The organism is Candidatus Uabimicrobium amorphum, from assembly GCF_009002475.1.
Classification (GTDB): Bacteria; Planctomycetota; Uabimicrobiia; order Uabimicrobiales; family Uabimicrobiaceae; genus Uabimicrobium; species Uabimicrobium amorphum.
This window is the reverse complement of record NZ_AP019860.1, coordinates 2690623-2716443: the sequence shown is the minus strand read 5'-3', so window position 1 is coordinate 2716443 and position 25821 is coordinate 2690623. Positions and strand designations below refer to the sequence as shown.

Annotated in this window: 22 protein-coding genes; 8 read left to right on the top strand and 14 right to left on the bottom strand. The window is 39.2% G+C overall.

What is annotated here, in order from left to right:
• Positions 1–12 precede the first annotated feature (12 nt).
• Entirely contained in the window at positions 13–894 is an 882-nt protein-coding gene (cysD, locus tag UABAM_RS09655) for a sulfate adenylyltransferase subunit CysD (protein ID WP_151967795.1), read from the top strand.
• On the top strand, positions 894–2675 hold the full coding sequence (locus UABAM_RS09650) for a GTP-binding protein (protein WP_151967794.1): 1782 nt from the start codon (positions 894–896) through the stop codon (positions 2673–2675). The genes cysD and UABAM_RS09650 overlap by 1 nt, the downstream gene beginning before the upstream one ends.
• Positions 2676–2716: 41 nt before the next feature.
• Here UABAM_RS09650 and hslO read toward each other — a convergent pair whose 3' ends face one another.
• Together hslO and UABAM_RS09640 are read right to left on the bottom strand one after the other, a co-directional pair.
• Positions 2717–3589, bottom strand: coding sequence for an Hsp33 family molecular chaperone HslO (gene hslO, locus UABAM_RS09645; RefSeq protein ID WP_151967793.1), 873 nt, complete (start codon positions 3587–3589; stop codon positions 2717–2719).
• Positions 3590–3601: 12 nt separating this feature from the next.
• Positions 3602–4384, bottom strand: coding sequence for a polysaccharide pyruvyl transferase family protein (locus tag UABAM_RS09640; RefSeq protein ID WP_151967792.1), 783 nt, complete (start codon positions 4382–4384; stop codon positions 3602–3604).
• A 129-nt stretch (positions 4385–4513) separates the two neighbouring features.
• Between UABAM_RS09640 and UABAM_RS09635 the strand changes: the two genes are divergently transcribed.
• On the top strand, positions 4514–6733 hold the full coding sequence (locus UABAM_RS09635) for an alpha-amylase family glycosyl hydrolase (RefSeq protein ID WP_151967791.1): 2220 nt from the start codon (positions 4514–4516) through the stop codon (positions 6731–6733).
• Positions 6734–7285: 552 nt separating this feature from the next.
• Here UABAM_RS09635 and UABAM_RS09630 read toward each other — a convergent pair.
• The 8 genes from UABAM_RS09630 to UABAM_RS09595 form a co-directional block, all read right to left on the bottom strand.
• Positions 7286–8422, bottom strand: a complete 1137-nt coding sequence (locus UABAM_RS09630) for a GNAT family N-acetyltransferase (RefSeq protein WP_151967790.1) — start codon at positions 8420–8422, stop codon at positions 7286–7288.
• Entirely contained in the window at positions 8416–9963 is a 1548-nt protein-coding gene (locus UABAM_RS09625; protein ID WP_151967789.1) for a hypothetical protein, read from the bottom strand. The genes UABAM_RS09630 and UABAM_RS09625 overlap by 7 nt, the downstream gene beginning before the upstream one ends.
• Before the next feature lie 11 nt (positions 9964–9974).
• Complete coding sequence (locus UABAM_RS09620; protein ID WP_151967788.1) at positions 9975–10406, bottom strand: ExbD/TolR family protein; 432 nt, start codon at positions 10404–10406, stop codon at positions 9975–9977.
• Positions 10390–11121: a MotA/TolQ/ExbB proton channel family protein gene (locus UABAM_RS09615; protein ID WP_151967787.1), complete on the bottom strand. Its 732-nt coding sequence runs from the start codon at positions 11119–11121 to the stop codon at positions 10390–10392. The genes UABAM_RS09620 and UABAM_RS09615 overlap by 17 nt, the downstream gene beginning before the upstream one ends.
• Positions 11122–11234: 113 nt before the next feature.
• A complete protein-coding gene (locus UABAM_RS09610) occupies positions 11235–12062 on the bottom strand; it encodes a hypothetical protein (protein ID WP_151967786.1) in 828 nt (275 codons plus the stop codon).
• Entirely contained in the window at positions 12062–13153 is a 1092-nt protein-coding gene (locus UABAM_RS09605; protein ID WP_151967785.1) for a coiled-coil domain-containing protein, read from the bottom strand. Before UABAM_RS09605 ends, UABAM_RS09610 begins: the two co-directional genes overlap by 1 nt.
• Positions 13154–13235: 82 nt before the next feature.
• Positions 13236–14075: a tetratricopeptide repeat protein gene (locus tag UABAM_RS09600; RefSeq protein WP_151967784.1), complete on the bottom strand. Its 840-nt coding sequence runs from the start codon at positions 14073–14075 to the stop codon at positions 13236–13238.
• A 405-nt stretch (positions 14076–14480) separates the two neighbouring features.
• Positions 14481–15209: a TrmH family RNA methyltransferase gene (locus tag UABAM_RS09595; RefSeq protein ID WP_173013228.1), complete on the bottom strand. Its 729-nt coding sequence runs from the start codon at positions 15207–15209 to the stop codon at positions 14481–14483.
• Positions 15210–15460: 251 nt separating this feature from the next.
• Here UABAM_RS09595 and UABAM_RS09590 point away from each other — a divergent pair, with 251 nt between their 5' ends.
• The 5 genes from UABAM_RS09590 to UABAM_RS09570 all read left to right on the top strand — a co-directional run bounded on the left by UABAM_RS09590 (position 15461) and on the right by UABAM_RS09570 (position 20288).
• The gene (locus UABAM_RS09590) at positions 15461–15769 is read left to right on the top strand and encodes a DNA-binding transcriptional response regulator (RefSeq protein ID WP_151967782.1); all 309 of its coding nucleotides are present in this window, start codon (positions 15461–15463) and stop codon (positions 15767–15769) included.
• A 115-nt stretch (positions 15770–15884) separates the two neighbouring features.
• Positions 15885–16271: a hypothetical protein gene (locus UABAM_RS09585; protein ID WP_151967781.1), complete on the top strand. Its 387-nt coding sequence runs from the start codon at positions 15885–15887 to the stop codon at positions 16269–16271.
• A gap of 13 nt (positions 16272–16284) precedes the next feature.
• Entirely contained in the window at positions 16285–18210 is a 1926-nt protein-coding gene (locus UABAM_RS09580) for a CBS domain-containing protein (RefSeq protein ID WP_151967780.1), read from the top strand.
• 6 nt (positions 18211–18216) lie between these two features.
• Positions 18217–19155 carry a succinylglutamate desuccinylase/aspartoacylase domain-containing protein gene (locus tag UABAM_RS09575; protein WP_151967779.1) on the top strand — a complete coding sequence of 313 codons (939 nt, stop codon included), beginning with the start codon at positions 18217–18219 and terminating at the stop codon, positions 19153–19155.
• Positions 19156–19292: 137 nt separating this feature from the next.
• On the top strand, positions 19293–20288 hold the full coding sequence (locus UABAM_RS09570; RefSeq protein ID WP_151967778.1) for an FHA domain-containing protein: 996 nt from the start codon (positions 19293–19295) through the stop codon (positions 20286–20288).
• On the opposite strand, the gene UABAM_RS09565 is transcribed toward UABAM_RS09570, so the two are convergent.
• The 4 genes from UABAM_RS09565 to UABAM_RS09550 all read right to left on the bottom strand — a co-directional run bounded on the left by UABAM_RS09565 (position 20283) and on the right by UABAM_RS09550 (position 25819).
• Positions 20283–20960: a hypothetical protein gene (locus UABAM_RS09565; RefSeq protein WP_151967777.1), complete on the bottom strand. Its 678-nt coding sequence runs from the start codon at positions 20958–20960 to the stop codon at positions 20283–20285. The genes UABAM_RS09570 and UABAM_RS09565 overlap by 6 nt on opposite strands.
• A 220-nt stretch (positions 20961–21180) precedes the next feature.
• A complete protein-coding gene (gene metK, locus UABAM_RS09560) occupies positions 21181–22329 on the bottom strand; it encodes a methionine adenosyltransferase (protein ID WP_151967776.1) in 1149 nt (382 codons plus the stop codon).
• Positions 22330–22342: 13 nt separating this feature from the next.
• A complete protein-coding gene (locus UABAM_RS09555) occupies positions 22343–23608 on the bottom strand; it encodes a 3-deoxy-D-manno-octulosonic acid transferase (protein ID WP_151967775.1) in 1266 nt (421 codons plus the stop codon).
• A 6-nt stretch (positions 23609–23614) separates the two neighbouring features.
• Positions 23615–25819, bottom strand: coding sequence for a hypothetical protein (locus UABAM_RS09550; protein WP_151967774.1), 2205 nt, complete (start codon positions 25817–25819; stop codon positions 23615–23617).
• Positions 25820–25821 lie beyond the last annotated feature (2 nt).

Below are 25821 nucleotides of genomic sequence, written 5' to 3'. Positions count from 1 at the left end.
AGAAAGTAAAACATGAATTATTTAGAGCAAATAGAAAACAAGAGTATTCATATCATTCGCGAAGCCTATAGTAATTTTAAACACTTGGCAATGTTATGGTCAATAGGAAAGGATAGCACTGTTTTATTATGGCTGGCGCGCAAAGCCTTTTTTGGACATGTGCCCTTTCCTCTGGTACACATAGATACCAATTATAAAATTCCACAAATGATTGAGTATCGTGACCAATTGGCAATGGAATGGAAACTAAATTTAGTTTATGGACAAAATGAAAAAGCCTTGGCAGAAAAACAAACGTTTCCCGATGGGAATATCACGCGCATTGAATGTTGTTCATTGCTAAAAACGAAGGCACTGCGCGACACGCTGAGTGGTACGGGCAAAAGATATAAAATAAACCATAGTACGGGACAATACGATGTATGGGACAATAATGAACCCTTTACAGGAGTCATTGTTGGAGTAAGAGCTGATGAAGAAGGTAGCCGTTCCAAAGAACGATACTTTTCACCACGAAACGTAGAAAATAATTGGGAGATTAGTGCCCAACCACCCGAGTTTTGGAACCAATATAAAACAGAGTTCGCTCCTGGTACTCACGTGCGTATTCATCCTCTCCTTGATTGGACGGAACTGAATATATGGGAATATATTCAGAGAGAAAATATTCCCACGGTATCACTGTATTATGACCAAGGAGAAGGAAAACGCTACCGGTCTTTGGGATGTGAACCTTGTACCTTAGCAGTAAATTCTTGTGCAAAAAACGTAGATGATATCGTGGAAGAATTAAAAACAGGAAAATTTTCCAATATCGCCGAACGTTCAGGACGTGCCCAGGACAAAGATGACGGTGGAGGACTAGAGTCGTTGCGAAAGGATGGGTACATGTAATGGAGCGCATGAATATTGTTGTTGTGGGGCATGTTGATCATGGCAAAAGTACCGTAGTTGGTCGTTTACTTGTGGATACCAACTCGTTGCCCGAAGGAAAGTTAGAACAGGTAAAGTCGACATGCGAACGCAATGCAAAACCATTTGAGTATGCTTTTTTGCTCGATGCTCTTAAAGATGAACAATCTCAAGGAATTACCATCGATGCTGCGCGTATTTTTTTTAAAACAGATAAGCGTTATTATGTGATTATTGATGCTCCTGGGCACATAGAGTTTTTGAAAAATATGATTACAGGTGCTTCGCAGGCGGAAGCGGCGCTACTTGTTATTGATGCTGATGAAGGTGTACAGGAGAACACGCGGCGGCATGGCTATATGCTCTCGATGTTGGGGATCGAACAAGTTGTGGTACTCATTAACAAAATGGACCTTATCGACTACAATGAGGAAAAATACAACGCCATCGTCAATGAGTACCAAGAATTCCTTACAAAGTTTGGGTTGAAAGTCGATATTTTTATCCCGGTAAGTGGTCGCGAGGGAGACAATATTGTTTCGTCATCGGTAAAGACACCATGGTATGAAGGACACAGTGTGTTAGAGGTGATGGATCTGTTGCAAAAAAAACCGCACCCTGTCGATTTCCCTATGCGTATGATGGTGCAAGATGTGTACAAGTTTGCTGCTGAGGGAGATAACCGTCGCATTGTTTCAGGAACAATTGATCTGGGAGTTTTGCACGAAGGAGATGACGTTGTCTTTTTTCCTCAAGGTAAAAGAGGACGCGTAAAATCGATTGAGACTTTTCCTAAAAAGGAATGTCGTGAGGCTACCGCTGGGCAAGCCGTTGGGTTTACTTTGGAAGAACAGCTTTATGTTCGCCGCGGAGATTTAGTGGCACGTGTGGCCGACCCTGAACCTTCATGCTCATCTCTTATTCTTGTGAGCCTTTTTTGGCTAGGGCGAAAACCTCTAGAAATGCAAAAAGTGTATACTTTAAAGTATGGTACAGCGAAAACGCAGTTTCATATTGAAAAAATAAATAAGGTGATGAATGCCTCCAATCTCCAACAGTTTGAAAATCAACGTGAAGTTACGCACAATAGCGTTGCGGAGTGTGTACTCAAATTACGGCAGAGTTTGGCATTTGATACCGCGAGTTTTTCGGTAAAAACTAGCCGTTTTGTGATTGTCGACGACTATGAAATTTGTGGCGGAGGCATCATACGCGAGACAGTAAAAGATCAATATTCGACTATTCGTAAACAGGCACTTTTGCGTAACTACAAATGGGAAAAGAGTATGATCTCTTCCCTAAGACGCGCTGAAAAATACAATCAAAAGTCTACGTTGATACTCATTACCGGGCCGAAGGCAGTGGGAAAGAAAACTTTTGCGAAGGCTTTAGAAGCCAAGTTGTTTAACGATGGTAAATTTGTATACTTTTTAGGTATCGGTAACGTTTTATATGGTGTGGATGCGGATATTAAGCAAAAAACAGATGTTCAGCAAGAGCACTTTCGACGTCTAGGAGAAATTGCGAATATTATGCTGGATGCCGGAGCTATTTTACTGGTTACTGCGATTGAGGTTTGGCAAAAAGAACTCGAAATTCTCAAGTTGCTCATCGGTTCGGATAAAATAATCACGGTGTGGGTAGGGGACAAAATCACTACCGACATTAACTTTGATATCGAGATTGAAGTTTCCGCGATAGACCAATCTATTTCTAAAGTAAAAGACTACTTACAAGAGCGACATATTATTTTTCGCGTATAGTTTTTTATGAAGAACGATCCCAACGGGGATCGTTCTAACCTTTACATCTCATCTAACAATTTTTGTAAATCATCTTCGCTAAAAAAGTAATGCTGGCCACAATAATCGCAGGTAATGTCTATTTCTCCGTCTTCTTCCTTAATTGTTTGCAGTTGTTCTTTTCCCAGTGAAATAATTGCTTTTTCTGAACGTGAGCGTTGGCAAAAACACTTAAACATCGGCACTTTCGCTTCGAGCCGTTTAAGATCAAAACCAGGTAAGTATGCCTGGACAATTCCATCCGCGTCTGCTCCATTTAAAACGAGATCCGTAATCGAAGGAGATTTTGCAAATATCGTTTCTAGCTTTGCGAGAAATTCTTCTTTTTGTGGAGGCAAGGCCTGTACAAGAATGCCTCCCGCCGCCGCGACTCTACCATCTTTTCCATAGTAAACGCCTAGGCTAATCGCAGTAGGAATTTGTTCCGATGACAAAAAATAGTAGGCAATATCTTCGCCTATTTCACCTGTATATAGATTTACAATGCCTGTGTACGGGTCCGTTTCATGATCTATACGCTTTACCACTTTTAGTTGCCCATTGCCTATGTATGGCGATATTTTGCTATTTTGTACATTTTCAACATCGAAGTGTGGGTTTTGACAGTAGCCACGAGCGTGTCCATCGTAGGTGGCATCAACCGTAATAAATCCAAGCGGACCATCACCTTGTACTTTCAAGCTAACCATAGCCCCCTCTTTCATTGTCGATGCTGTTAAAATACCCGAAATTAACAAGCGTCCTAAAGCAATTGCGGGAATAGGAAAAAGGCGATGGCGAATACGTGCATCATCAACGGTAATAGAAGCATCAATTGCTATTATGCGTAAGTTATTTGAGTCGCTTATGTACTTGACTAGTGTATCATCTTTCATTGCTTTTTATCCTTAGAGTAAGGGAAACGATTGTAATAATTTTTGTTGTATCGTATTTATATGTTGTCGTGAATAGTTTTGTGGAATACATTCGATTTCTTTTAGCGTTGTTTGTGCGTTGAAGGGGAATGGCTGCGCTGTCTCTATACCAAAAGCACTATAGTAATCGTAAAATTTGAACCCATTACCGCGAACAAGAGACGATAAACATACCCAGGCGTTGGGAATAGAAAATGTATCGGCAACGATAAGTCCATGAAGGCTAGAAGATAAAATAATCTCACATTCCTGAACGCGCTGAATAAAATTGTGTGGATCTGATAGTATATCAATCACCACAACGTGTTTGTTGTTTTTGGCAAAGTTGTGTACGAGTTTATTTTCTTGATCTTTGTAGTGTGGTACAATACCAAGTGCATATTTTTTGTGTGGAGAGGGGGTTGATAAAAGGTAACATAGTAGCCCCGGGTCTCCTAGTATTTCAATGTCTTTGTTGCGAATAATTTGCGCGCTGTATTTACCGCGGACTGCATGAAAATTGTGCTGGCTGCAAAAAGGTGACTTTTGTTCTAAAAAGCCACTTCCCCAAATGTTTTTTACAGGTCGCCACCAACGATTTTTGGTAAATTTTTGCAAAATGCTTCCGACAGCTGCGAGGTCACATTTTTGAGGTGGTGCCCATACAACTCTGCGGCGTGTTATGATTTCGCATATCGTTGGGGATAACCAATCTCCAAAGTTTTTTTTTCCGTTTTTTAAGCTGGCAGACCAATAAATTTTTAACGGTTTTGTCATGTGTTTACTCTTCAGAGTTTACGGCTAAATTTTATTATCCATTAGGGCTGTTTCTTTTTGCGTAAATTTTTGTTATACTAAATAAAATATATGTAAATTTCCATTAAATTTTGAAATAGGGGACATAAGGTGACAAGAGTTTTATTGATAACTCTGTTTGCAATAGCTACTGTTTGTGCTGATTTTGCTAATGTTGAAACAGCCGCTTCTTCTGAAGAGAAGTATGGTGCACATATAGATGCTGCAAATTGGGTACACTTTGTTGTGTACTCTCCTAATGCACAACAAGTCGATTTGTTATTGTTCTCCGCAGAGAAAGATCAAAAACCCTCGCAAGAAATTCCCATGGAAAAGCATGGGGATAATTGGAAAATAAAAGTTAGAGGTCAAAGAGTTGGCGAGGGACTATTGTATATGTACAGGGCTAAAGGAGCATATAATGTTCGTCCAGGAGCCCCCTTTGGTCTGAGTTTTAACGACACATATTATTTAAATGACCCATATAGCTATCTAAATCAAAATGTAAGTTTTTCTCGGGTTTTTCTTTCCATTCCTTATGGGGATAGTGACGAATCAGTGTATGCCGGTGGTGGTAAAAGTATTGTCTACGATCACCGCAAAGATACCCATCCTGGATATGTAAAAATACCTCATCGCGACCTAATCGTGTATGAGCTTCATGTTCAGGATTACACCGCGCGTATTCAAAGTTTGGATCGTCAAAAGCGTGGAACGTATCTTGGTTTAGCTACGCCTGGTTTGAGAACACCTGGAGGACTTAGTGCCGGATTAGACCACCTTGTCGAGCTAGGGGTGAATGCTGTTGAGTTGATGCCAGTGATGGAGTACGATGAAGAAACAGGTAATTTACCGGATCGCTACAACCACTGGGGCTACATGACAACAAACTTTTTTACTCCAGAAGCTCGTTATGCGAGTCGCAAAGGACAACAAGTTGTTGAACTGAAGAAATTAATTCGCGAGTTACACAAGAGAAAAATCGCTGTCTTTATGGATGTCGTCTACAACCACACAGCAGAGCAAAGCCCATGGGAGCACAAAAACCGTTTGGCGGTAAAGTACTACAATTTTATGGGGTTATGCAATACTGAAATCTATCGCTCCACAGCGAACGGTAAATATTATTTCAATAACACCGGAACGGGAAACGATGTGACATTCTTTGGTGGAAATCGTTTCACAAAAAGATGGACAAATGATTCCTTAGCGATGTGGTATAAGGTGTATGGTGTAGATGGATTTCGTTTTGATTTAGCGCGCATACTCGCCGATGGTTCGGGAAATGCTGCCGACTGGGTGGACAACGATCCGCGATTTCAAGGTGCACATCTTCATGCAGAACCTTGGGATTTGGGTGGACAGTGGTGGAACTTCATGGACAGCGGTGGATGGAACTATTCAAACAACCGTTGGACAAAGTGGCTGGGAAGATATCGCGACCACATGCGTCGTTTTTCCGCTTCGGGTATGAAGGACCGCAGTCTGTTTAAAAGACTCATCGAAGGTCGTGGAGCGACATCAACCGCGGGAGAATCCGCTTCCTCTAAACCGTGGCGTTCTATCAATATGCTAACCTGTCATGACGGATATACTCTTCGCGATGTCGTCTACTTCAACGATGCCGACGGATCTCACAACTGTTGGGATAGTAATGGCGATGAGAACTTGCGTCGTGAACGCGAAAAGCTGATGATGGGGGTTTTATTAACCTCACAAGGTGTACCACTTATTCTACAAGGCGATGAGTTTGGCCGTACCAAATCTGGGGCACAAACACAAAGTGATGCACATAACACATATAACTACGAGTCGAAAAATGGCGCGAGTTATATCAATAATGTGAACTGGATTGACTGGAACCTCAAGGACGGCAATACCAATAAATCTCCTAATGGTCCACGTTATGGACGCGAGTTGTTTCATTGGACAAAGAATCTAATTTCACTGCGCAAAAAATGGACACATTTTCGCCGTGATCACTTTCCTACATACGCGGATAATTCACAAAAAGGTAGTAGCAACAACGCGAAGTATACCTACACTTGGGAAAATAAAGCGTTTAATACACCAACACAACTTTCTGTTGTCTGGTGGGGAAAACAAGGTGAACCAGATTTGATGCTCATTTACAATGAAAACTGGGAAGATTTCACCGTAGGTAACCTTGGCGATTGGTCGCAAGGTGACTGGAAAGTATTGGCTCGTTCGTGGTATGGAGAAAAATCCGACTTTGTGAACTTAGACAATTGGCAACAACAGCCAAATGTCGGAGGTAGTTTTACGGTAAAGGCGAGATCTATGGCGATTCTTGTTAGTGATAACGACTAAACCATAGTTGCCTGTTCTGTAAAAATAATATGACGCATCACTTGTTAACAAGACGAGTGGTGCGTTTTTTTGTAGTTATAGGTATTTGCCGTGTGTGATACCTCATTATGGCATTCTTTGGTATTCGATGGTGAGGGCATCGCACACCAGCGAATTTAAGGTTTTAGCTTCGCTGTAGGTATTCACTGGTGTGCGATGCCCTCACCATCAAATAAGTAGTTACAGCTTCGCTGTAAGCTACTATTCTCATGCCTCTCCCACAGGGAGAGGCGTAACACGTCCAATCCACTGTTATTGTTTTCTTTTATGCACGTCAACAAAAACCAAAATAAAGTACATCACCTACAAAGACTCGCAACTCAAGTGAATTTTGTTTTTTACAAAAGAGAAGCATTACGCCTCTCCCTGTGGGAGAGGCATGAGAATTAAGGCTTTTAGCGAAGCTAAAACCTTAAATTCGATGGTGAGGGCATCGCACACCAACGAATACCTATACCAAAATCATAATCGCGCTATTTGATGGTGAGGGCATCGCACACCAAAAGAACTACTTTAATTTTCGCAACGAAAAGGCGAGAGCTGGTTTAACTCATCTATATCGTCTTGCGCGTGCCGGTTGCCCTCGCTGACGATCGTTTCGATCACTTGTGAAAACGCCGGTTCTTTGATCCAGTGTGCGCTATGTGTGTAGTTGGGTAAAAAACCGCGAGGAATTTTGTGTTGACCTTGCGCTCCCGCTTCGTAAAGACGGATGTTATTGTTGATACAGTACTCAATCGACTGATAATAACAAAGTTCAAAATGCAAATCGTAGAATTTCTCCGTACACCCCCAATAGCGCCCATACATATGCTCTCCTGCGCGAAAATTTAGTGCCCCCGCCACATACTCCTCCTCTTTTTTTGCCATGAACAACACCACATTGTCTCTAAAGTTTGTGGCGATATCCTCAAAAAACGCGCGTGTTAAATATGGGTAGGCCCATTTTTTTCCTATGGTGGATAGGTAAAAAATGTACATGTGATCCCAATGGATCGGGAGTAGATCTTTGCCACTTAAGGCTTCGATCTCTACATGGTTTGCGACACGTCGTTCTCTTTTAATTTGGTTGCGTTTTTTTGCCTTGAGTTGCTGTAAAAAGTGCGAGAAACTTTCATAGTGATTATTTTGCCAGTGGTATTGGTACGTAAGTCGTGGAATGTAATCATGTTTTTCGAGAAAGTCGCTTTCTGCGGCAGTGATAAACAACCAGTGAATGGAACTTGCTTTGCGTTTGGCTTCACGCATTAGCAGGTCTAACATTGCCTGGGCAATTTCCTCAAAAGGCTCATCATTATGTACGAGAATTCTTTTTCCCGTAGCAGGAGTGAAGGGAATGGCAATGACAAACTTGGGGAAATAGTTCATGTTAAGCTGTTCGTATAGTCCAGCCCATTGCCAGTCGAATATATATTCACCTAGAGAGTTGAACTTGAGATATAATGGTATGGCACCAACAAGTTTACTACCGCGCTTGGCAATGATGTAATGTGGAATCCAACCGCTTTTTCCTCCTACACTTCCTGAAGTTTCTAGTGCTTGGAGAAATTCGTAGCGTGTGAAAGGATTGCTTGCTTCGACTAGGGCGTTCCACTCATTTTTTTGCGCAAGAGTAATTGAGTCAATTACCCTTGCTTTTACTTTTACCATCGTTCTTCAAAATCTTCCACACTAACGGTTCGTCCACCCTTTAGAACTAAACTACGGACGATTAAACTCCAATGTCCATGACGTGTTTTGCTGAAGTAGCTGTTACAGATGCGCACGTTTTTGGGATCATGACCGTGTTTTTTACATACGGTTGTCTCTTTCCATGCTAAGTACTTGGCAGTACTGTGCGGTAATAACATGAAGAAATTCAGCTTTCCGTCACTGTAATTATATACTCCTGCGCGTTTAACTTCGCGTGCGATTTTCGGTAGTATCTCAGGAGAAATGTCAATGGTTCTTTCGTTAAATTTACGAAAGTAGTTTTCATCCTTCATTTTTACATAGCGTCGCGATAAACTTCTCTCATCGAGATTTACTTTTATAAAATACGACATACTCGATGGATAGGCAATAAGTTGCATCTTGTGGAACCTGGTGACTTCTGGCATATCTTTGAGAAAACGATTGTCGAAAAAGTTTAGTGCGGGAACAACCGTGTCTCCCTTGGAGGTTGTCGAAAAGTTGCGTATGTATTTTTGATGTTCCTCAAGAGAATCAACACGTACTCTTTCGAGAAATTTCCATTGTTTATTGATGATTTCACGCTCTTTTTTACGACGATTTTTCTTAGACAAACGCTGTGCTTGTTCCAACATGCGTTTTTGTTGGAGAATTTCTTTTTCGAGCCTTGTTTTCTCCAAAGCTAACTTCTTGCGTTCTTCATCAAGAGTTTTTTGTATTTTCTCGCGATTTTCTTTTTCTTGTTCGCGCATTTTGTTTTTAACAGCTTTGGCTATTTTGCGTTTATAGTCTTCGAGGTTTTTGCGATTTTGTTCGCGCTCTTCTTTGGTCTTTTCGAGCTCTTCTTTTTGCTTTCTCGCTAACATGTCGAGTTGCTTTTTTCGATTTTGCAGTTTACGTTGTTCGTCGTTGACTTTTTTTTGCATTTCGTTCATTTTTTCGCGATTTTTTTGCTCTAAATTGGCGAGTTTTTCCTGCATTTTTTGTTCGTTTTTGCGCTCGACTTCTTGCATTTTCTTCGTAAATTCGCGTTGTTGTTGCTGTTCTTGCTTTTTTATTTCTTGCATTTTCTGGTTGATCTGCGTCAACTTTTTCATCAGTTCTTGGCTGATTTTTTGTTGTTCCGCCGTTTGTTGTTCTAACTCTTTGCGTTTTTGTATTTGTTCCTTGGTGAGTTCTTTTTTTATTTCGTCGATTTCTTTTTTCTTTTCCGCTTCGATTTTCTTGAGCTTATTGATTAGCTCATCACGTAATTTTTTCTCTAGATTTTCGCGATAGCGGATTAACTCTTCTTTGTCTTTTTTCTTTTGTAAATCGACTTGCTTTTTTTGCGGTTTTTCTTTTGGCTTTTCTTGTGGTTTTTCTTCTTTTTTCTTAATCGCTGCTTTGACAACAGCAGCAACATTTACTTTCACCTTCTTCTTTTCCCAAGGTAAAAAACACAGAACATAGTGAATGACACCGGAAACCGCTAAAAAAATAGCGTAGTATTTGATATTTGGTTGATGTAAGATTCTCATGTTTTCTCTCACTACGATTTACTATCTATTTCACATTGGACATTATCTGACAAACCCGCTTGGTCAAGATAGAGAAATACTTCCAGCAAATTACCACTAGAAGAACTCGCATCCGTACGTAACATAATAACAGGATTGTGATCTTTAGGTGTGTCTTTCTTCGCTTTTTTCAAAGAAGCGAGTAACTCTTTCATCGATATTTTTTTGTTATTGAAGTAAATGTTATTCTTTTTATCTATGGTTAAAACATATTCTTTGGTTTTTTTATCGGAACCTGCAGATTTCTGTTTGTCTACCTTTGCTGCTTTGATCTTCACACTATCTTTCTTTATGTTTGAGATGAGAATAAAGAAAATTAGCAATATAAAGAGTACATCCACCATCATTTCGGTGGACATGCCTGCTTGCTCTTGTGCTTGTCTGTGTCTACGCTTCTTTCTCATAAATCTTTACTTTTTCTTCTACCACTTCCGAAGAGGGAATACTTTGCGGTTGCGGTTCTTCTATAGAGGGAATTACTTCCTGTTCTTGGAATATAATCGGCTGTGATTTTTCTTGGTCCTCTAGTAAGTCTTTGACCCGTTGAATATTCTCATCAATATCATCTTCGAAACGATTGGAAATTTTGTTAAAGAAAAACAAAAATAAATACGACATCAAGAATAGAATAATTCCACCAATGGTGGTGTACATCGCCGTGGAAAGAGAAGATGCTAGTCCTTTGGGATCTTCACGTGCAAGTGTTTTAAAACTTTGGGAAATACCAACAACTGTTCCCATAAGCCCAAGTGTTCCGGCAATGCTAGAAATTAGACCAAGAATATCGAGAAATTGGCGACTCTCGTTTATTTTTTTATCAGCAAACATTTGCGTTTTTCTCTCGGCCAATTCTAAAGTCATGGCATTGTAATTCATCACAAACTGGCCAATTACTAGTAGCAAATTGTCTTGAGTGTTGCGACAAATCTCAGCAACTTTGGTTGCGGAAAATGGGTCGGCAAAAATCTGTTGAAGTTTCTTTTTTCTTCCAAATGATTTTTGCTTTTGGGTAATCCAATAACAAATTCTCTCTATTGTGATTGCTAGGCCGATAAAAGAAAGAAATATAATCGGCGACATCCACAGTAAGCCAGCCTCTTGAATGTAGGGGTATAACATAGTAGAAAAACCATTCTAAGTAAAATACTGTTTAGAGTGCACTTGTGTTAAACAAGCGCACTCTATAATTTTCCGAAATTAAGGAGTATAACAGTTTGCAAAATAACAGTACTTTAGTTGCGGTCAGGTGCATCCCACACGTCTTTTACATCAAACCAGTCGCCTGTAGACTGAACTTTTTTCATCATTTTTTCTAGTTCAGTAAGAGGCTTTTTCTTTTTTGCAGTTTTGGCGCGTGCTTTTTTGGGATTCATAATACGGTTGATACGATTTAATTCGTCTAGAGCCTTGACTCTTTCCGCTGTTTGCTTAGTTTGTCCTCTGTAGTAGTCTTTATCTTCTACAAGAGAACGAATCTTAAATTCATAAGATTTTGCAAGTTTTGCTAGCTCTAGGTCATAAGTCTCTTTAGTGAAAGCACCTCTCTTGTAAGAGTTTTTCAAAATTAGAAAACGCTTAATATAGGCTAACTTTACACGGCGTAAGTCGCTTTGGCTGGTGGCCAGTTTGTCGCGATTATCTCTAAGAAGCCCTTTATTCGCTTTTAAACGCTCTTCGTTTGTGCGCATTTCTGCTTCAGGACGATTTTCTAGAATATCATTATAATTTTTCGCTGCCTTTTCAAAAAGACGGCTGATTTCTTTGCTTTCATCCTCATTTACTTTTGGAAGAGAATCAAGAGCAGACTTTTTGTCGCTGTCTAGTGTTTCCGCAAATTCGCGAATGTCTTTTTCTTCTTTGAAATTTTCTTCGCTTGCCTCTTCGACATATGGCTCCATTGCTTCTTCATCGGTTTTCTCATCAGCTTTTTCTTCTGTAGCACCATTGTCTTCTTCTAGTCCTACTTCTTCAAAAACATCAGAAAGGTCTTCTTCTTGTGCCCAAGAGGTGCTAAGACCCACAAAGAAAACTAATAACATCATCAAAAATAGATTTCTCATTATTCATTCTCCTCTTCATCATCAGATTCTTCTTGTTCTGCAAAATGATCAATTGCATCATTCAAAGGTTGATTCGCTTGGAAAGGTGCTCTTTCAAGTTCGTCGACAACAGCAGATAGTATTCTACTGGTATCAGAAAATCTCGCCATATCACGGTTGATTTTTTCGTGTACTTTGGCAAATCCTTCTACTTGAGCGTATAAAGTGGCCAATTTTTTTGTGACATTCACAACTGCACGGCTACCATCGGTGATCCCTTCGTGTACCAATCTTTGTACGTGTAGAGAATCTGCTTGTAGGCGAATATTATCTAGTAAATAATTTTTCTCTGCTTCTAAATTCTCAATCAATGAGCTAAAAGATTGATGGAGAATAGAAAACATTTTAACTAGTGATCCAAGATTTTTTGTTAATGACTCATAGTTTTCTTGGTTACGCGAAAGCCCTTGCTTGTAACGTGCGTTTATATTGAATTTGCGGTAGGTACGGCGAAATGTACGTGTCAGTTTTTCTTTTTCTTTTGGATCAGTTGTTGACTTTATTTGTTTACTCAAGCGTATAAGCTGGTTATTTAGTTTTTTTTCTTCTTTTTTATGGCGATTAACTTGTTCCTTTAAGTCATTATTCTTGTATTCTAGTTCGCGATTGAATTTATTCAGTTTGCGATTTAGTTCGGTAAATACAGATAGTAGTACATCTTGAGAACTAGTTATTTTGTCCACATTCCATACAATTTTTTTTGCATACTTGGACATTTTGTGGGTAATTTTGGCTGCAAGTACTTTATTATTTGGGTTTTTCAAATAATTTGCCAAATCTGTTTTTAAATCGCTGTTTGCTTCTTCCAATGACTCGATAAGAGGGTTGTAACTATCCAAAGATTTCTCGATAGTTTCCACTTCTTTTTTGATAGACCATTGCTTGGGAATGACTCCAGAGCGTACATTGTTTAGTTTACCTAGCGCCTTTTCTTTCTCAAAATCTCTTTTTCTACGATCTAGTTCTTCACGAATCGTATCTTCTTGAGCAAATGCAGATGTAAGAGAGAGGCATAGAAGAATAGGCAGACATACATTCAACAAATACCGCATTTTAAACTCCTTAGTTTCGTAGTTAACGTAATTGATATTCTACTTTGCAATATTGATATGTCGGTTATGAACGAAATGATACTTAGTATTCACTGTCCAAAAACATATCATCCTCCAAAGTTTGAGCTAGCATCTCTCGGTCTTTAGGAGAAACGAGTTTTAGAACAGCTCTACATTTATCGTACTCTTCAGCCAGATAGTAAGCAATGGCCAAGCGTGCGTAGTCTTTCGAACTAATGCGTATTTTTGCTTTTTGACTGATTTTTATGTACAGTTCCATGTCATCGGCAGCCCGAGGATAGTCACCCATTTTATTGAGTACAACTGCACGGTTGTATACGACTAAACGATTGATAAAAGGGCTGTTTTTTGCAACAAAAACATGAGTGTTACTATTAAATGTGCGTAGTGCGTTGTTTAGAGATGGCAAAGAATCTGTGTGCAGTCCTGCTTTGATTTTGAACTGGCCATCTAAAGAGTAAGCCAAGAACTTTTCATATGGTGATATTTGCGAAAAGTTAGGGTCGGACATTACCTGCTCTAGCAAACCTCGCGCTTCGCCTTCTCTTCCCATTTTCGCCAGCTCGGCGCATTTGTAAATACGAGGTCTCAGGGCATTAGGTAGCAATTCGGTTGCTTTGGAAAAATCAGAAATTGCCGATTCACTCTTGTTTAGTTTGCTATTTACTAATCCTCTTTCAGTAAAAGCGTACGCGTCATCAGGATACTTGACAAGCCACTGAGTTTGGTATTGTAGTGCTCGCGAATAATCCCCTTTGGCATATGCAACTTTGCCCAGTTCGTGTTCATTTACACTAGACAAAGGCTTTTGTGGTGTTGTTGCATCGCCATTTGTAGAGTTGAGAAGAGTGCAACCTGTCAATAAGAATGCTACAATTATTGCAAGTACCAGGTGCTTCATATTACGTCCTTTCATCGATTTGTAACAAGGGGACCCCATACAATTTTATTATGTGGGGAGGAATCATTACTCGATGTGATTTTGTATAAACACAAATCGAAAAACTTGTACTCAAATTTTTGAGTAGTATTTTTAACTATTCCAAAAGCAGTTTGCCCCAACAGCCTTGTTACTGTGCAAAAATGGTTCCAAACTTTAAAAAAAATATGAAACGCTTTTAGTGTAGTAATCTGTCCTAGACTTAGTAGTTTGCTAAAAATGGTTTAATTTTACACGGACTAATTTTAGCTTTAAGAGTTAATTCTCTTTGGGAATACTACTATACCCTCATCCCACAATGTGGGATTGCTTCTCTAAATGATACTAAAAATAACTTCTCTTTGTTTGAAAAAAAATTTTTTACTGTCAACAATATAGGTATAATAATATTCCTCCGGCGATAGCTATATTAAGAGATTCAACGTTTTGCGTCGGTATTTGCACTTTGTGGTGCGCTTTTTTCTCAATGTTAGAACTTACGCCGTGTGCTTCACTTCCTAAAAAAACAGCCCTTTTCGTAGGTACTTCAATTTTCTTAGGGTCAGAACCTCCATCAACAGAGGTGACTATATAGGATACACCCATGTCCTCAAAACAGGACAATAAGTTGGGTATGGAAGAATAAAATACTGGTTGACGAAACAAAGATCCCATTGTAGAACGTACAATTTTGGGATTATATAACTCCACACTTTCCCCAATAAGAATCACTGCGTCCCAATTAAAAGCTTCTGCCGTTCGGATAATAGTTCCTACATTTCCTGGGTCAGATACGTTTTCTAAAACAACAAATTTTTCGCTTGTTCCCAATGCTAGTTCATGTCGTTTTTGTTTAGCACGTGCGATAATCGGTGATGGTGTTGTTGTTGTCGATAGCTTTGCTAATTTTTCTCTAGATATTGCTGTTGCGAGAACATTTTTTTGTTGAAAGTTATCCAACAACTTTTTTCCACGAGAGTTTTTTAAGAGTTCTTCGTTAAAATAAACTTGTTGTACTTTGTAATTTGAGGCAATTAGCTCTTCGCAAATACGAATACCTTCCACTAGAAATTCTTGTGATAATCGGCGGTATTTTTTTTGGTGCAGTTGCTTCAAATATTTTTCGTGTGTTTTTGTCAACATTATGTATAATGAATACTAAAATATATTGTGAGTTTTATCTGGAAAAATATTGCAATATTTTTTAAATTAAATCCTAGTGAAATTCTATAACAATGCGCTAGTAAAAGTCAAGTTATGATTTCCCATAATTTTGTGGAGTAAAATAGTTATAGTTTGTATACTGGAGTACATTTACAGTGAGCCAACTGCTTCTTTATAGTTCAGATAAAAACTCAGGAAATGCATTGTATAGGTTGTTAAACAAACACAACTTTGACTTGATTTTATTGCAAAAAACACAGGAATTGGTTGAACGAATTAGGTTTGGACAAGCGGATGTCGTTGTACTTGACCTCAATTCTATTGGATGCTTATACAGTGAACTTAGCAATTTTTTTGAAATGGCAGAGGATATACCGGTTGTCATTCTTACTCCATATGATTTGTGTGCTCAAGAAATTCAGAATATTCCGCAAAATGAACTGTGCTATTTTATGTCAAAACCAATATCGACAAAGCAATTAGAAGAATTGTTGACAAAACTTCTTCACTAAAAAGTTGTATTGTCAAAGCCCAAAAAATACATCAAAATTAATTTAGATTGAGTTGAAAACAAAACTACCAATAAAAGGGAGTACTCTAGTTGTCATGATTGTTAGAAATTTATTGATGCTTTTTATACTTGTTTGCCTAGCCGCTTGCTGCTTTAAACCCAATAAAAACATACAAGTAGCGGGGGTGTACGCGTATCCGGAGCAAGAGGATAATAAGGAAATTTATGAGCTTATTATTTCCCTAACATCTTCAAATTTCTTTGAGTATACGCAGGCTGCGAGAAAGTTAATTGCCCAAGGAGAAGAAGCTCTGCCAATGCTGTGCAAATACAAACATTTGACTAGAGAAGTTGATGGAATAAACCTACTTGTTTGCCCACCAACTATAAAAATTATATTGCAACAAAAAAGTACGGTATGGTTAGATGAAAAAAGGCAAATAGCTTCGCAAGAATTACAAAAATTCATTGAACAAGAATTAAAAAACAGAACAAAAAAATAGGTGAGGAAAAACAATGGGAGAGCAAGATGTTCGCAACGAAAATAATCCCAAACAACTACGTCATTTTATGAAACATGTCTTGGAGGATCTTCGAGCACTAGAAGAAATGCTCAATACTCCTGATTTTTTTGAGACAAACATCCGTAGGATTGGGGCAGAACAAGAACTTTTTCTGGTGGACAGTGCGTGGCGGCCTGCCCCTGTAGCTGAAAAAGTATTGGCTTCTGTTGAAGATGATCACTTTACAACAGAGTTAGCGAAATTCAACATAGAAGCGAACCTAGATCCCGCTATTTTCGGTGGCGATTGTTTGCGAAAAATGGAAGAACAACTCCTGGGTCTTCTAAACCATTTACGAGAAGTTACCGGTCCATTAGATACCGATTTCATAATGACCGGTATACTTCCTACACTAAGAAAGTCCGACTTGGGGCTTGAGAACATGACCCCTAATCCGAGATATTTTGCTCTGAATGATGCGATGAATCGTTTGCGAAAAAGCGAATATCAATTCCAAATGCGTGGTAAGGACGAATTAATTGTACGTCACGACTCCATTATGCTTGAAGCGTGCAACACGAGTTTTCAAGTGCATTTCCAAGTGGGCCCCGATGAATTTGCTAAATTATATAACTTTGCCCAAGCAATCACCGCTCCTATCCTTGCCGCAGCGACAAATTCTCCCATGTTATTTGGGCGTAGATTATGGAAAGAAACAAGAATAGCTGTTTTCCAACAAGCCGTAGATACGAGAAATCCAGGCTTGGAACTCAATAACCGCACGCCACGGGTTAGTTTCGGGGAAAAGTGGTTAGACTCTTCTGTCCTCGAAATTTTCAAAGATAATATTGCCCGCTTCCGCGTTTTATTGGGCGCAGAAGATATAGGCAAAGAAAAGCCATTTGAAAAATTAAAACAAGGTATACCACCGCGTCTCAAGGCATTGATGCTACACAACGGAACTATATATCGTTGGAATCGTCCCTGTTATGGTATTAGTGACAGTGGTAAGCCGCATTTACGCATAGAAAATCGTGTAATTCCATCCGGTCCAACAGTGATAGATGAAATTGCCAATGCTGCTTTTTTCTTCGGCCTGATGAGCGGGATAAGCGAAAAATACGATGACATTACCAAAGTAATGGATTTCGATGATGCCAAGGCAAATTTCCTTGGAGCATCGCGTTTGGGTTTAGATGCACAGTTTACCTGGATAGAAAATCGCATTATCCCGGCACAGAAGTTAATATGTGATGAGCTTTTGCCTCTTGCCAAAAGTGGTCTGGAAAAATACGGTGTAGCAGCGGAAGACATTGACCGCTACTTGGATGTGATTGACAAACGTGTTACAAAGGGAACAAATGGTGCTGAGTGGCTTCTTGCATCGCGGAATAAGTTACAAAATCAGGGAACACCTGATCAAATACTTGCTGCCGTTACTTCCGCCACGGTTAAAAATCAAAAAACCGAAACACCTGTCCACGAATGGCCTCTTGCAAGTATAGAAGACGCAGGGAAATGGAAAGATAACTACATGACGGTAGAACAGTTTATGACCACTGATATTTTTACTGTACATGAAGACGATCTTATCGAACTGGTGGCTAATTTAATGGACTGGCATTTCATTCGACATGTCATTGTCGAAAATGACGAAGGAGATGTCGTTGGAATTGTATCCTACCGAAGAATCTTACGTTTGCTCAGTCATCATGAGAGTGGCATAGATATTTATTCTTCTCCTGTTAGCTCAATCATGCAAAAAAACCTTATCACAGTTGCCCCTCAAACCTCTACGTTAGAAGCAATAGACTTACTACGTAAAAACGGTATTTCCTTTTTACCAGTAGTAAAGGACAAAAAGCCATTAGGTGTTGTCACTGAGAGAGACTTTGTGAATGTAGCTGGACAGCTTTTGGAACAAATATTACGGGATTAAGTTTTAATGAATAAGAAAATAGAATACGATACATCAAAACAATTCAATCGAGTGATAACTCATGTTAAGAGCGATAAAGAAGGCCCAATTGTCATTGCAATGTCTGGCCTTCATGGTAATGAACCTGCAGGAGTCATCGCATTAGAAAAATTTGGAAAACAGCTACAAAAAATTAACTTTAAAGGTGAATTTGTAGGTATTGCTGGCCACCTAAAAGCTCTATCTCTCAATAAGAGATACATCAATCGCGACTTAAATCGCATTTGGCATATGGAAAATGTCGAAAAAATTAGGGCAAAATCCATTGAGGAAATTACTTGTCCAGAGGAAAAAGAACAAAAAGAAATTATTGATGTTCTCGACAAAATACTACTTGATAAGAGTCGTAAAGCTATCTTTTTTGACCTTCACACTACATCAGCACAAGGTGCACCTTTCACACTGATTGCCAATGAGGCCGATAGCCGAGAATTAGTGGCCAACTTGCATGTGCCGAACATTTTAGGATTGGCAAAAAAGCTCAAAGGAACTTTCATATACTATGTATATTCGTTAGGGCATATGATTATCGCCTATGAAGCTGGGCAACACGAAGCATTTGACTCTATCGATAACAGTTCCGCTTTTTTGTGGATTATGATGAGTAATTTAGGACTCATTGATCCTGAAGAGGCTCATATCGCCAAATGGCAAGATATACTTGCAAAATCTAGTTACAACCTTCCTAAATATCTTACTATACACTATCACCACCATATCGAAGAACGCGATAAGTTTACCATGCTTCCAGGATACAGAACTTTTCAAGAAGTTGAAGAGGGCGAGATACTAGCAAAAGACATCAATGGACCGATTCGCGCTCCACTTTCTGGAAGAATATTATTTCCTTTGTACCAAGGTCAGGGAAATGATGGCTTCTTTATCGTAAAAACAGCCAAACAGTAAAGTCTATCTAAGGTTTAAGGTTTGTTTTAAATATCAAACAACAGTATGTATTAGAGTACAAAAGGAAGCGTGATTTTTACAGGTCAACAGGCGAATTCTCACAGATAGATTTCAACTAATGCTAATGGATTATCGAGATGGCAATATTTTTTAGGCTACCAACAAGTGGGTATCAACCACTCTTTCAAGAATCGCACATTACTGATATAAAAGTAGCCATTGTTTTTGCAAAGAGATTTAATGAAAGCGTCGCAGCTCTTTCAGAGGAGGAACGTGCTCAAGTTCCACATTCCATATCCTGTATTTATTATCAGGATACCGACTTTTTTATTGATTTAGAACACCCAACGATTACCAAAGAAGAGCAACGGCTTTCACCTCCTGAAAAAGACGAAAGTTTTCCGTGGCGTAAGTCTCCTCAACGTTTGATATTTTTAGCAGTACAAATATTTTATAGTCTGGCTGTGGGGCGTCTTCCTGCCTCTGAAATAAAGTTTCTACCCTCAAAACTTTTGTGTAATCTATCTGAGAGTAACATGATTCTTATCAAAGAATTTTTAACATATGGTTTGGCCCAGGATGTAGGAAATCGCTACCAAACGTTTGCTGAGTTTTCAGATGTGATGGATATTATTATAAAGAGGTTAGCAACACAAAATACAAGGCGAATTCCTACAACAAAAGTAAAAGCTCGCTACAGTTATGTTAGTAAACTAACACTATTTAATTTTAAGTCGTCTTTGGCAACTACAATAAATATCTGTGCTCCATGCGAAATTTTAATTGGCAGAATACTGGATATTGAAGAAAAGAAAATCGTAAAAAAAACAGATGTTGCGACTATTTATGAGAACTACTTTAATGAAGGACAAAAATCAGAATACTACATCGTCATTGATAACGACAATTGTATCTCACGAAAACATGTGCAAGTTCATATGGCAAAAGAACTCGAAAATTCGTCGATACAAGATTTAGGTAGTACTCATGGAACAATGATATTTACAGATAGTTCTTGTAGTCCTGTGGATGGTATGTCGATTCAAGGTTCGAAACGGTTGTTTATGATTCCGTACGATCAGTATTTTCAGATTGGTAATACGCGTATAAACATTTCTACAAAAAGATCATAGTAAGTTATTTATAGCCCATATAGCACCAAAGGCTAATCCAACCGTACCACCAAGCCCCAGAACGAGTATGAGCAAGTCCCAGAATACACTGGTTTCGATTACAGTTCCTCCATCTTCATCTTTATTTACTAATAAGCTACGTGCTATTTTCTCTGTCAATCCGAGTTGCTCTCCGGTTTGCCATTTTTGTGCCAAGCTCTTCTTTATTTGGGCCGTAGGGCTAATGTAATCGTTCCATACACTTCTCGAACCACCTCTGGTGTCTGAGGAGGCGCTTGTCGCACTTATTTTATCATCTTCGTAGCCATAGCCATATTTATCGGCAAGATTGTCATCTTCGTCTTCCTGAGCACCTTCGATTCCCATGCGAATTTTTGCTGTGAGACCAATGTCACTTGTCTCGCACATTTGCTTAATCTTATCTCGTCGAGATTTTTTTGTTTCAAGATCTCGTTTTATTTGCATTGTTAGACTTGCTTCTTGGGAGAGTTCTTGAAACATTTCACGCTGTTTTTGTACGTCTTCTTTTGAATTTTCTTTCTCTGGTGCAGCAGATTGATCTTTCTGTGGTGCACTAGATTGATCCTTCTCTGATGCAGTAGATTGAACTTTTTCTGGTGCAGCAGATTGATCGTCAAAAAACTGAAAAGGGTCTTTTTCTTTTGATTTCATTTCACATTTCCCCACCTAAACAAACTTTCAAGAAGACATGGTGATTGTTTCCAATCACCACGTTTGGATAATTACTAGCTTCCTTTTTTGCCTGCACCGCGTAGTCTCTTCTTACCACTACCACAACCAGGTCTTGCGCCATGGTTTGCTTTACTAATACGCTTACGGCGTCTACTTGTCTTTGGCATAATTTATTCCTTTCTATTATTATAGAAACTATCTAGCTGTTTTTCAAACTGTCAACTTTATCTGTTTTTTCCCAAGGAAGTTTCTCAGGATCCCCACCGAAGTGACCATACTTAGCTGTATGTAAAAATATGGGGTTTGTCAAACCAAGATTTGTGACAATATCTTTTGGCTTTAAAGAAAAATTCTTTTGTACAATTTCCGTTAGTTGTTGCTCCGCAACTTTACCTGTACCAAAAGTATCAACTTTAATAGAAACAGGGGCAGCTACTCCAATGGCATAGGCTAGTTGCACTTCACAACGATCTGCTAAGTCTGCTGCAACAATATTTTTCGCAACATATCTCGCCATGTACGCCGCTGAACGGTCTACCTTGGATGAATCTTTTCCTGAAAAAGCTCCACCGCCGTGACGTCCCATACCACCGTAAGTATCTACGATAATTTTGCGTCCGGTAAGGCCACAGTCACCATGAGGACCTCCCACTTCAAAAATCCCTGTAGGATTTATATGGTAAACAGTATTTTCTGTTAATAATTCCCCTGGGATAGTCGGCTTTATTACTTTTTCAATAATATCTTCGCGTAACTTTTCTTGCGAGATTCCTTTAGCGTGTTGTGTAGAAAGAACTATAGCATCGACAGAAATGGGCTTACCATCTTCGTAATTGATTGTTACCTGTGTCTTTCCATCAGGGCGCAAATATTCTAGCTCACCTGATTGTCTTACATCTGCTAATTTATTCGCTAGCTTACGAGCCAAACTCATTGGTAAAGGCATGAGTTCAGGTGTTTCTTTGCACGCATAACCAAACATCATACCTTGGTCACCCGCACCTTGTTCTTTGTCATCACCTTCATCTACACCCGCAGCGATATCTGCAGATTGTTTATCTAGAGTAACCATGACACCACAGCCTTTGTAGTCAAAACCAATATTCGGGTCTGTGTAGCCGATGTCTTTGATGGTATTGCGTACAACTTCCTGATAATTGATTTGTGCGTTTGTGGTAACTTCACCTGCAATTACTACTAATCCAGTAGTAACCATGGTTTCACATGCAACGCGTGAGTTTGGATCTTGTTCTAAAAGAGCATCTAATATGGCATCTGATATTTGATCTGCAACTTTATCAGGATGTCCCATAGTTACACACTCGGACGTAAAAAGATATTTAGTCATTCCTTTAGCTTTCTTACAAATCTAACAATTTTCTACAAAAAACCAGATTTTTTTCGACACTACCCTGTAGCTCTTTTACTTGGAGAGCAGCCTGGTTTCCCATATCTGTAATTACGGAAGGAGATTTTAGCAAATCCCACAGGGTTTTGTATAGTTCTTCTTCACATTTTATCTGCAATATAATTTTTTTTTCGACAAACAACTTAACATCAGGAAAGTTTTGCATATGTGGACCGCAAATAACCGCTTTTTTTTGAATGGAGGGTTCGATAAAATTTTGCCCACCGTGTTTTATTAGACTCCCACCGACAAATACCACATATGCTAACCCGTATAGGTTTACGAGCTGCCCCATTACGTCGCCAATGATGATTTGATTGGCGTTTAAGTTTTGTGTATGGAGGGAACTCAAAAATAACGCTTCTAAGCCAGACTCTTTGGCATAAGCGGCGACACGATCTTTTCTTTGTGGTTGACGCGGTACAATCAACAAACGCAGTTGTGGAAAATCATCTATCAATTTCTTATACGCTTGTACAATAAATTTTTCTTCCGGGTCATGAGTACTTCCACAAACAAGGAGGTGATGGTTTGTTTTGATACCACACTTCGTTCGTAATTCATCTAATTTTTTCTGTTCGGGAAGTTGTAACGAAATCGCATCGTATTTCAAATTTCCGGTAATAGAGATACGTTGTTCTTCTATACCAAGCTTTTGTAAACGCGAAGCATACAAAGAGCTTTGTACAGAAAAAATGTCAATGTTACGCGTCATTCGATAGAATAGCTTTCCCAGATAACTATATCTCGTAGAAGATTTCTCGGAAAATCGACCATTTACTAAAAGTACAGAACTGTTATACTTTTTAGCATAGTGCAAAAAATTTGGCCAAATTTCTAATTCCACCAAAACAATTAGTTGCGGAGACAACTTTCGTAAATAGCTTTTGACAGACCACGTAAAATCCAGAGGAAAAGAAGATATCGTATCTTCTTTGTATAGTTCCCTGGCAATCTTTAGGCCATTATTGGATGTTGAAGAAATAAAAAAACGTTTATTAGGATAGATTTCTTTTAGAGAGGCAATCAATCCCTGAACGGCTTTTATTTCTCCAACAGACACTCCGTGAATCCAGATATCAACAGATGGATATTTGCCAAATCCCAACCTGGTAAGTAGCGTTCTCCAATCTTTTCCTTGGATAAAAATTCGATATAGTATAAACGGAAATGCGCATATTAAAGCTGTCAAGTATACTAAATTCAGAAGATACGGCATTCGTGACTACTTAAAGGATTCCAAAAATTTCTTAAAGTTGTCCAGTTCTGCGTCGAGTATCTTCTTTGGTGCAACTAAACGGAAAAAATATGGACCTTTGTCTGTATCAATTAGGCCATTTACTGCAGCATAACCTGCTGTTGGTTCGCCGCTTTGCGCCATTGGCGAAGCTTTCACCACAAATGTTCCACTAAGATACAGTAGTGCCGCATTGTCTTTTTTGAGTTTGATCATTTCCTTTTTGTCAACCTTTTGGAATTGACCTTCCCAACGGCGTACATTTTGTGCTACGCGTTCGTCAAAGGAAGAAAACTGATCTGTCCCAAAATTAAAAACAGGTATATTGTACTCTGGGTACTTACGCAAACGAAATTGTGCTTTGCGCATACTAGATTTCGGAGGGACTTGCTCCCAACTTCCTGGGATCACCATTACATGCCCATCTACGTTTACATTTTGGCTCTGCCCACTGCTATGCGTTTCGCGTTCGTCACTTTGTTCACGCTCATCGCTTTGCTCACGACCATTGTTTTGAAATTCGGAAAAGGCGTCGTTATCTTCCATCAAACTGTCATCATCACTGTCATCGATGTCATCATCACCTTGGTTATGACCTCCGTGATTATGGGTCTCTCCGTGTTTATGATATGAATTCAAGAAAAGTTTGAAGTCTTCGAGGTTCGCATCGGCAATCTTTTTGGGAGCAGCTAGCCTAAAAAAGTAAGGGCCATTTGCTGTATCAATAAGAGCGTTTAAAACCACGTACCCAGGTTCCTTTTTTCCTTCTGCTTGGGGAAATGGCTTGACAAAAAAAGTTCCTTCGAGATACAACAGCGCAGAATTGGGAGCTGTTAACTCAATTTCTTTTTTTGCATCCACTTTGTCAAACTGCTTTTCCCAACGCGCAAAGTTTTCTTTTTTGCGCTCTGTTAGGCCAGAGAATTGATCTTTACCAAAATGAAAAACCACAACCGTATGCTGCGGGTTATCGCGGAGACGTAGTTCTGCTTTACGCATGTTGGAAGTTGGTGGTATTTTCTCCCATGAACCGGGGATACTCAATGCAAATTCACCAAAGTCGACTTCTCCCGAGCTTCCTGCTTGTTGTGTCGCTTTTGCTTGATACGAGTTCAAAAAAGAAACCATATTTGGTAATTGTTTGTCAATAACATCCTTTGGAGCTTCTAGACGAAAATAAAAAGGTCCTTTCTCCGAGGGAATCACTACGTTTAGTATACAGAAATTCTCTATCTCTTCTCCTTCTTCCGCGAACATATCTTTTTTCTTGAAAAAAGTACCGCGAAAATACAGGAGTGCGATGTTGTTTTTTTGGAGAGTAATCGGCTTTTCTTCTTCTAATTTTGTAAACTGCGAGCGCCACCTTTGGATGTTTTTGCTAACAATTTCTTCAGCATTAAAGTCCATCTTACCAAAATTGAAGGCAATCACGGTGTATTCGGTGTTGTCTTTCAACGAAAATTCGGCGACACGCATCTCTTTTTGCGGTTTAATTTCCAACCATGCATCGGGAACTGCTAAAGTAAACGGACCGAAATCAAAACGGTCTCCGACATTTTCATTTCCCGCAACCTCAATAGAAGTTGTGATTCCTTTTGCCGCAGCTTCGACCAACTCATCTTTGTCAGAGGCCGACAAATGCAAGTTCTTCTTCGCGGTGACTTCGCGATACGAATTTAAAAATTTCACGAAGTTGGATTGTTCTTTTTGCACTTCAGCAGCTGGTCCATCAATCCAAAAGTTTAAAGTTTCTGCTGATGTAGTGACGATGGCACTCAACACCGCATAGTTATAAAATTTGTTAAAACTTTTCGATTTTGCATATGGTCTTTTTAGCAAAGTACCGCTAATGGAGAACAGTGTGATTTTACCATCACATAGCGATGTTTGTTTTACTTTTTCTTTATCAACAATCGAGGTGAAACGCTTTTTAAGCTTTACGAAATAAGTCTCGCGTAATTTTTCCACGTCGGCTACTCGACCAAATGAATGACCCAAGATTCGCAAATTGTTTTTCGAATTTACAAACTCCAAAACATGAAGCGTTGTCATTTCTTGCCACTCACTAGGAATGTCCATCACGATGTTTGCGTATTCAAATTTCGACACCGTTGTTCCTTTTGAAGTCTCCTCTTGTTGTTTTGCACAAGCGGAAACGAAAAGTAATACAATACATAGTATCACTAGACGCATAT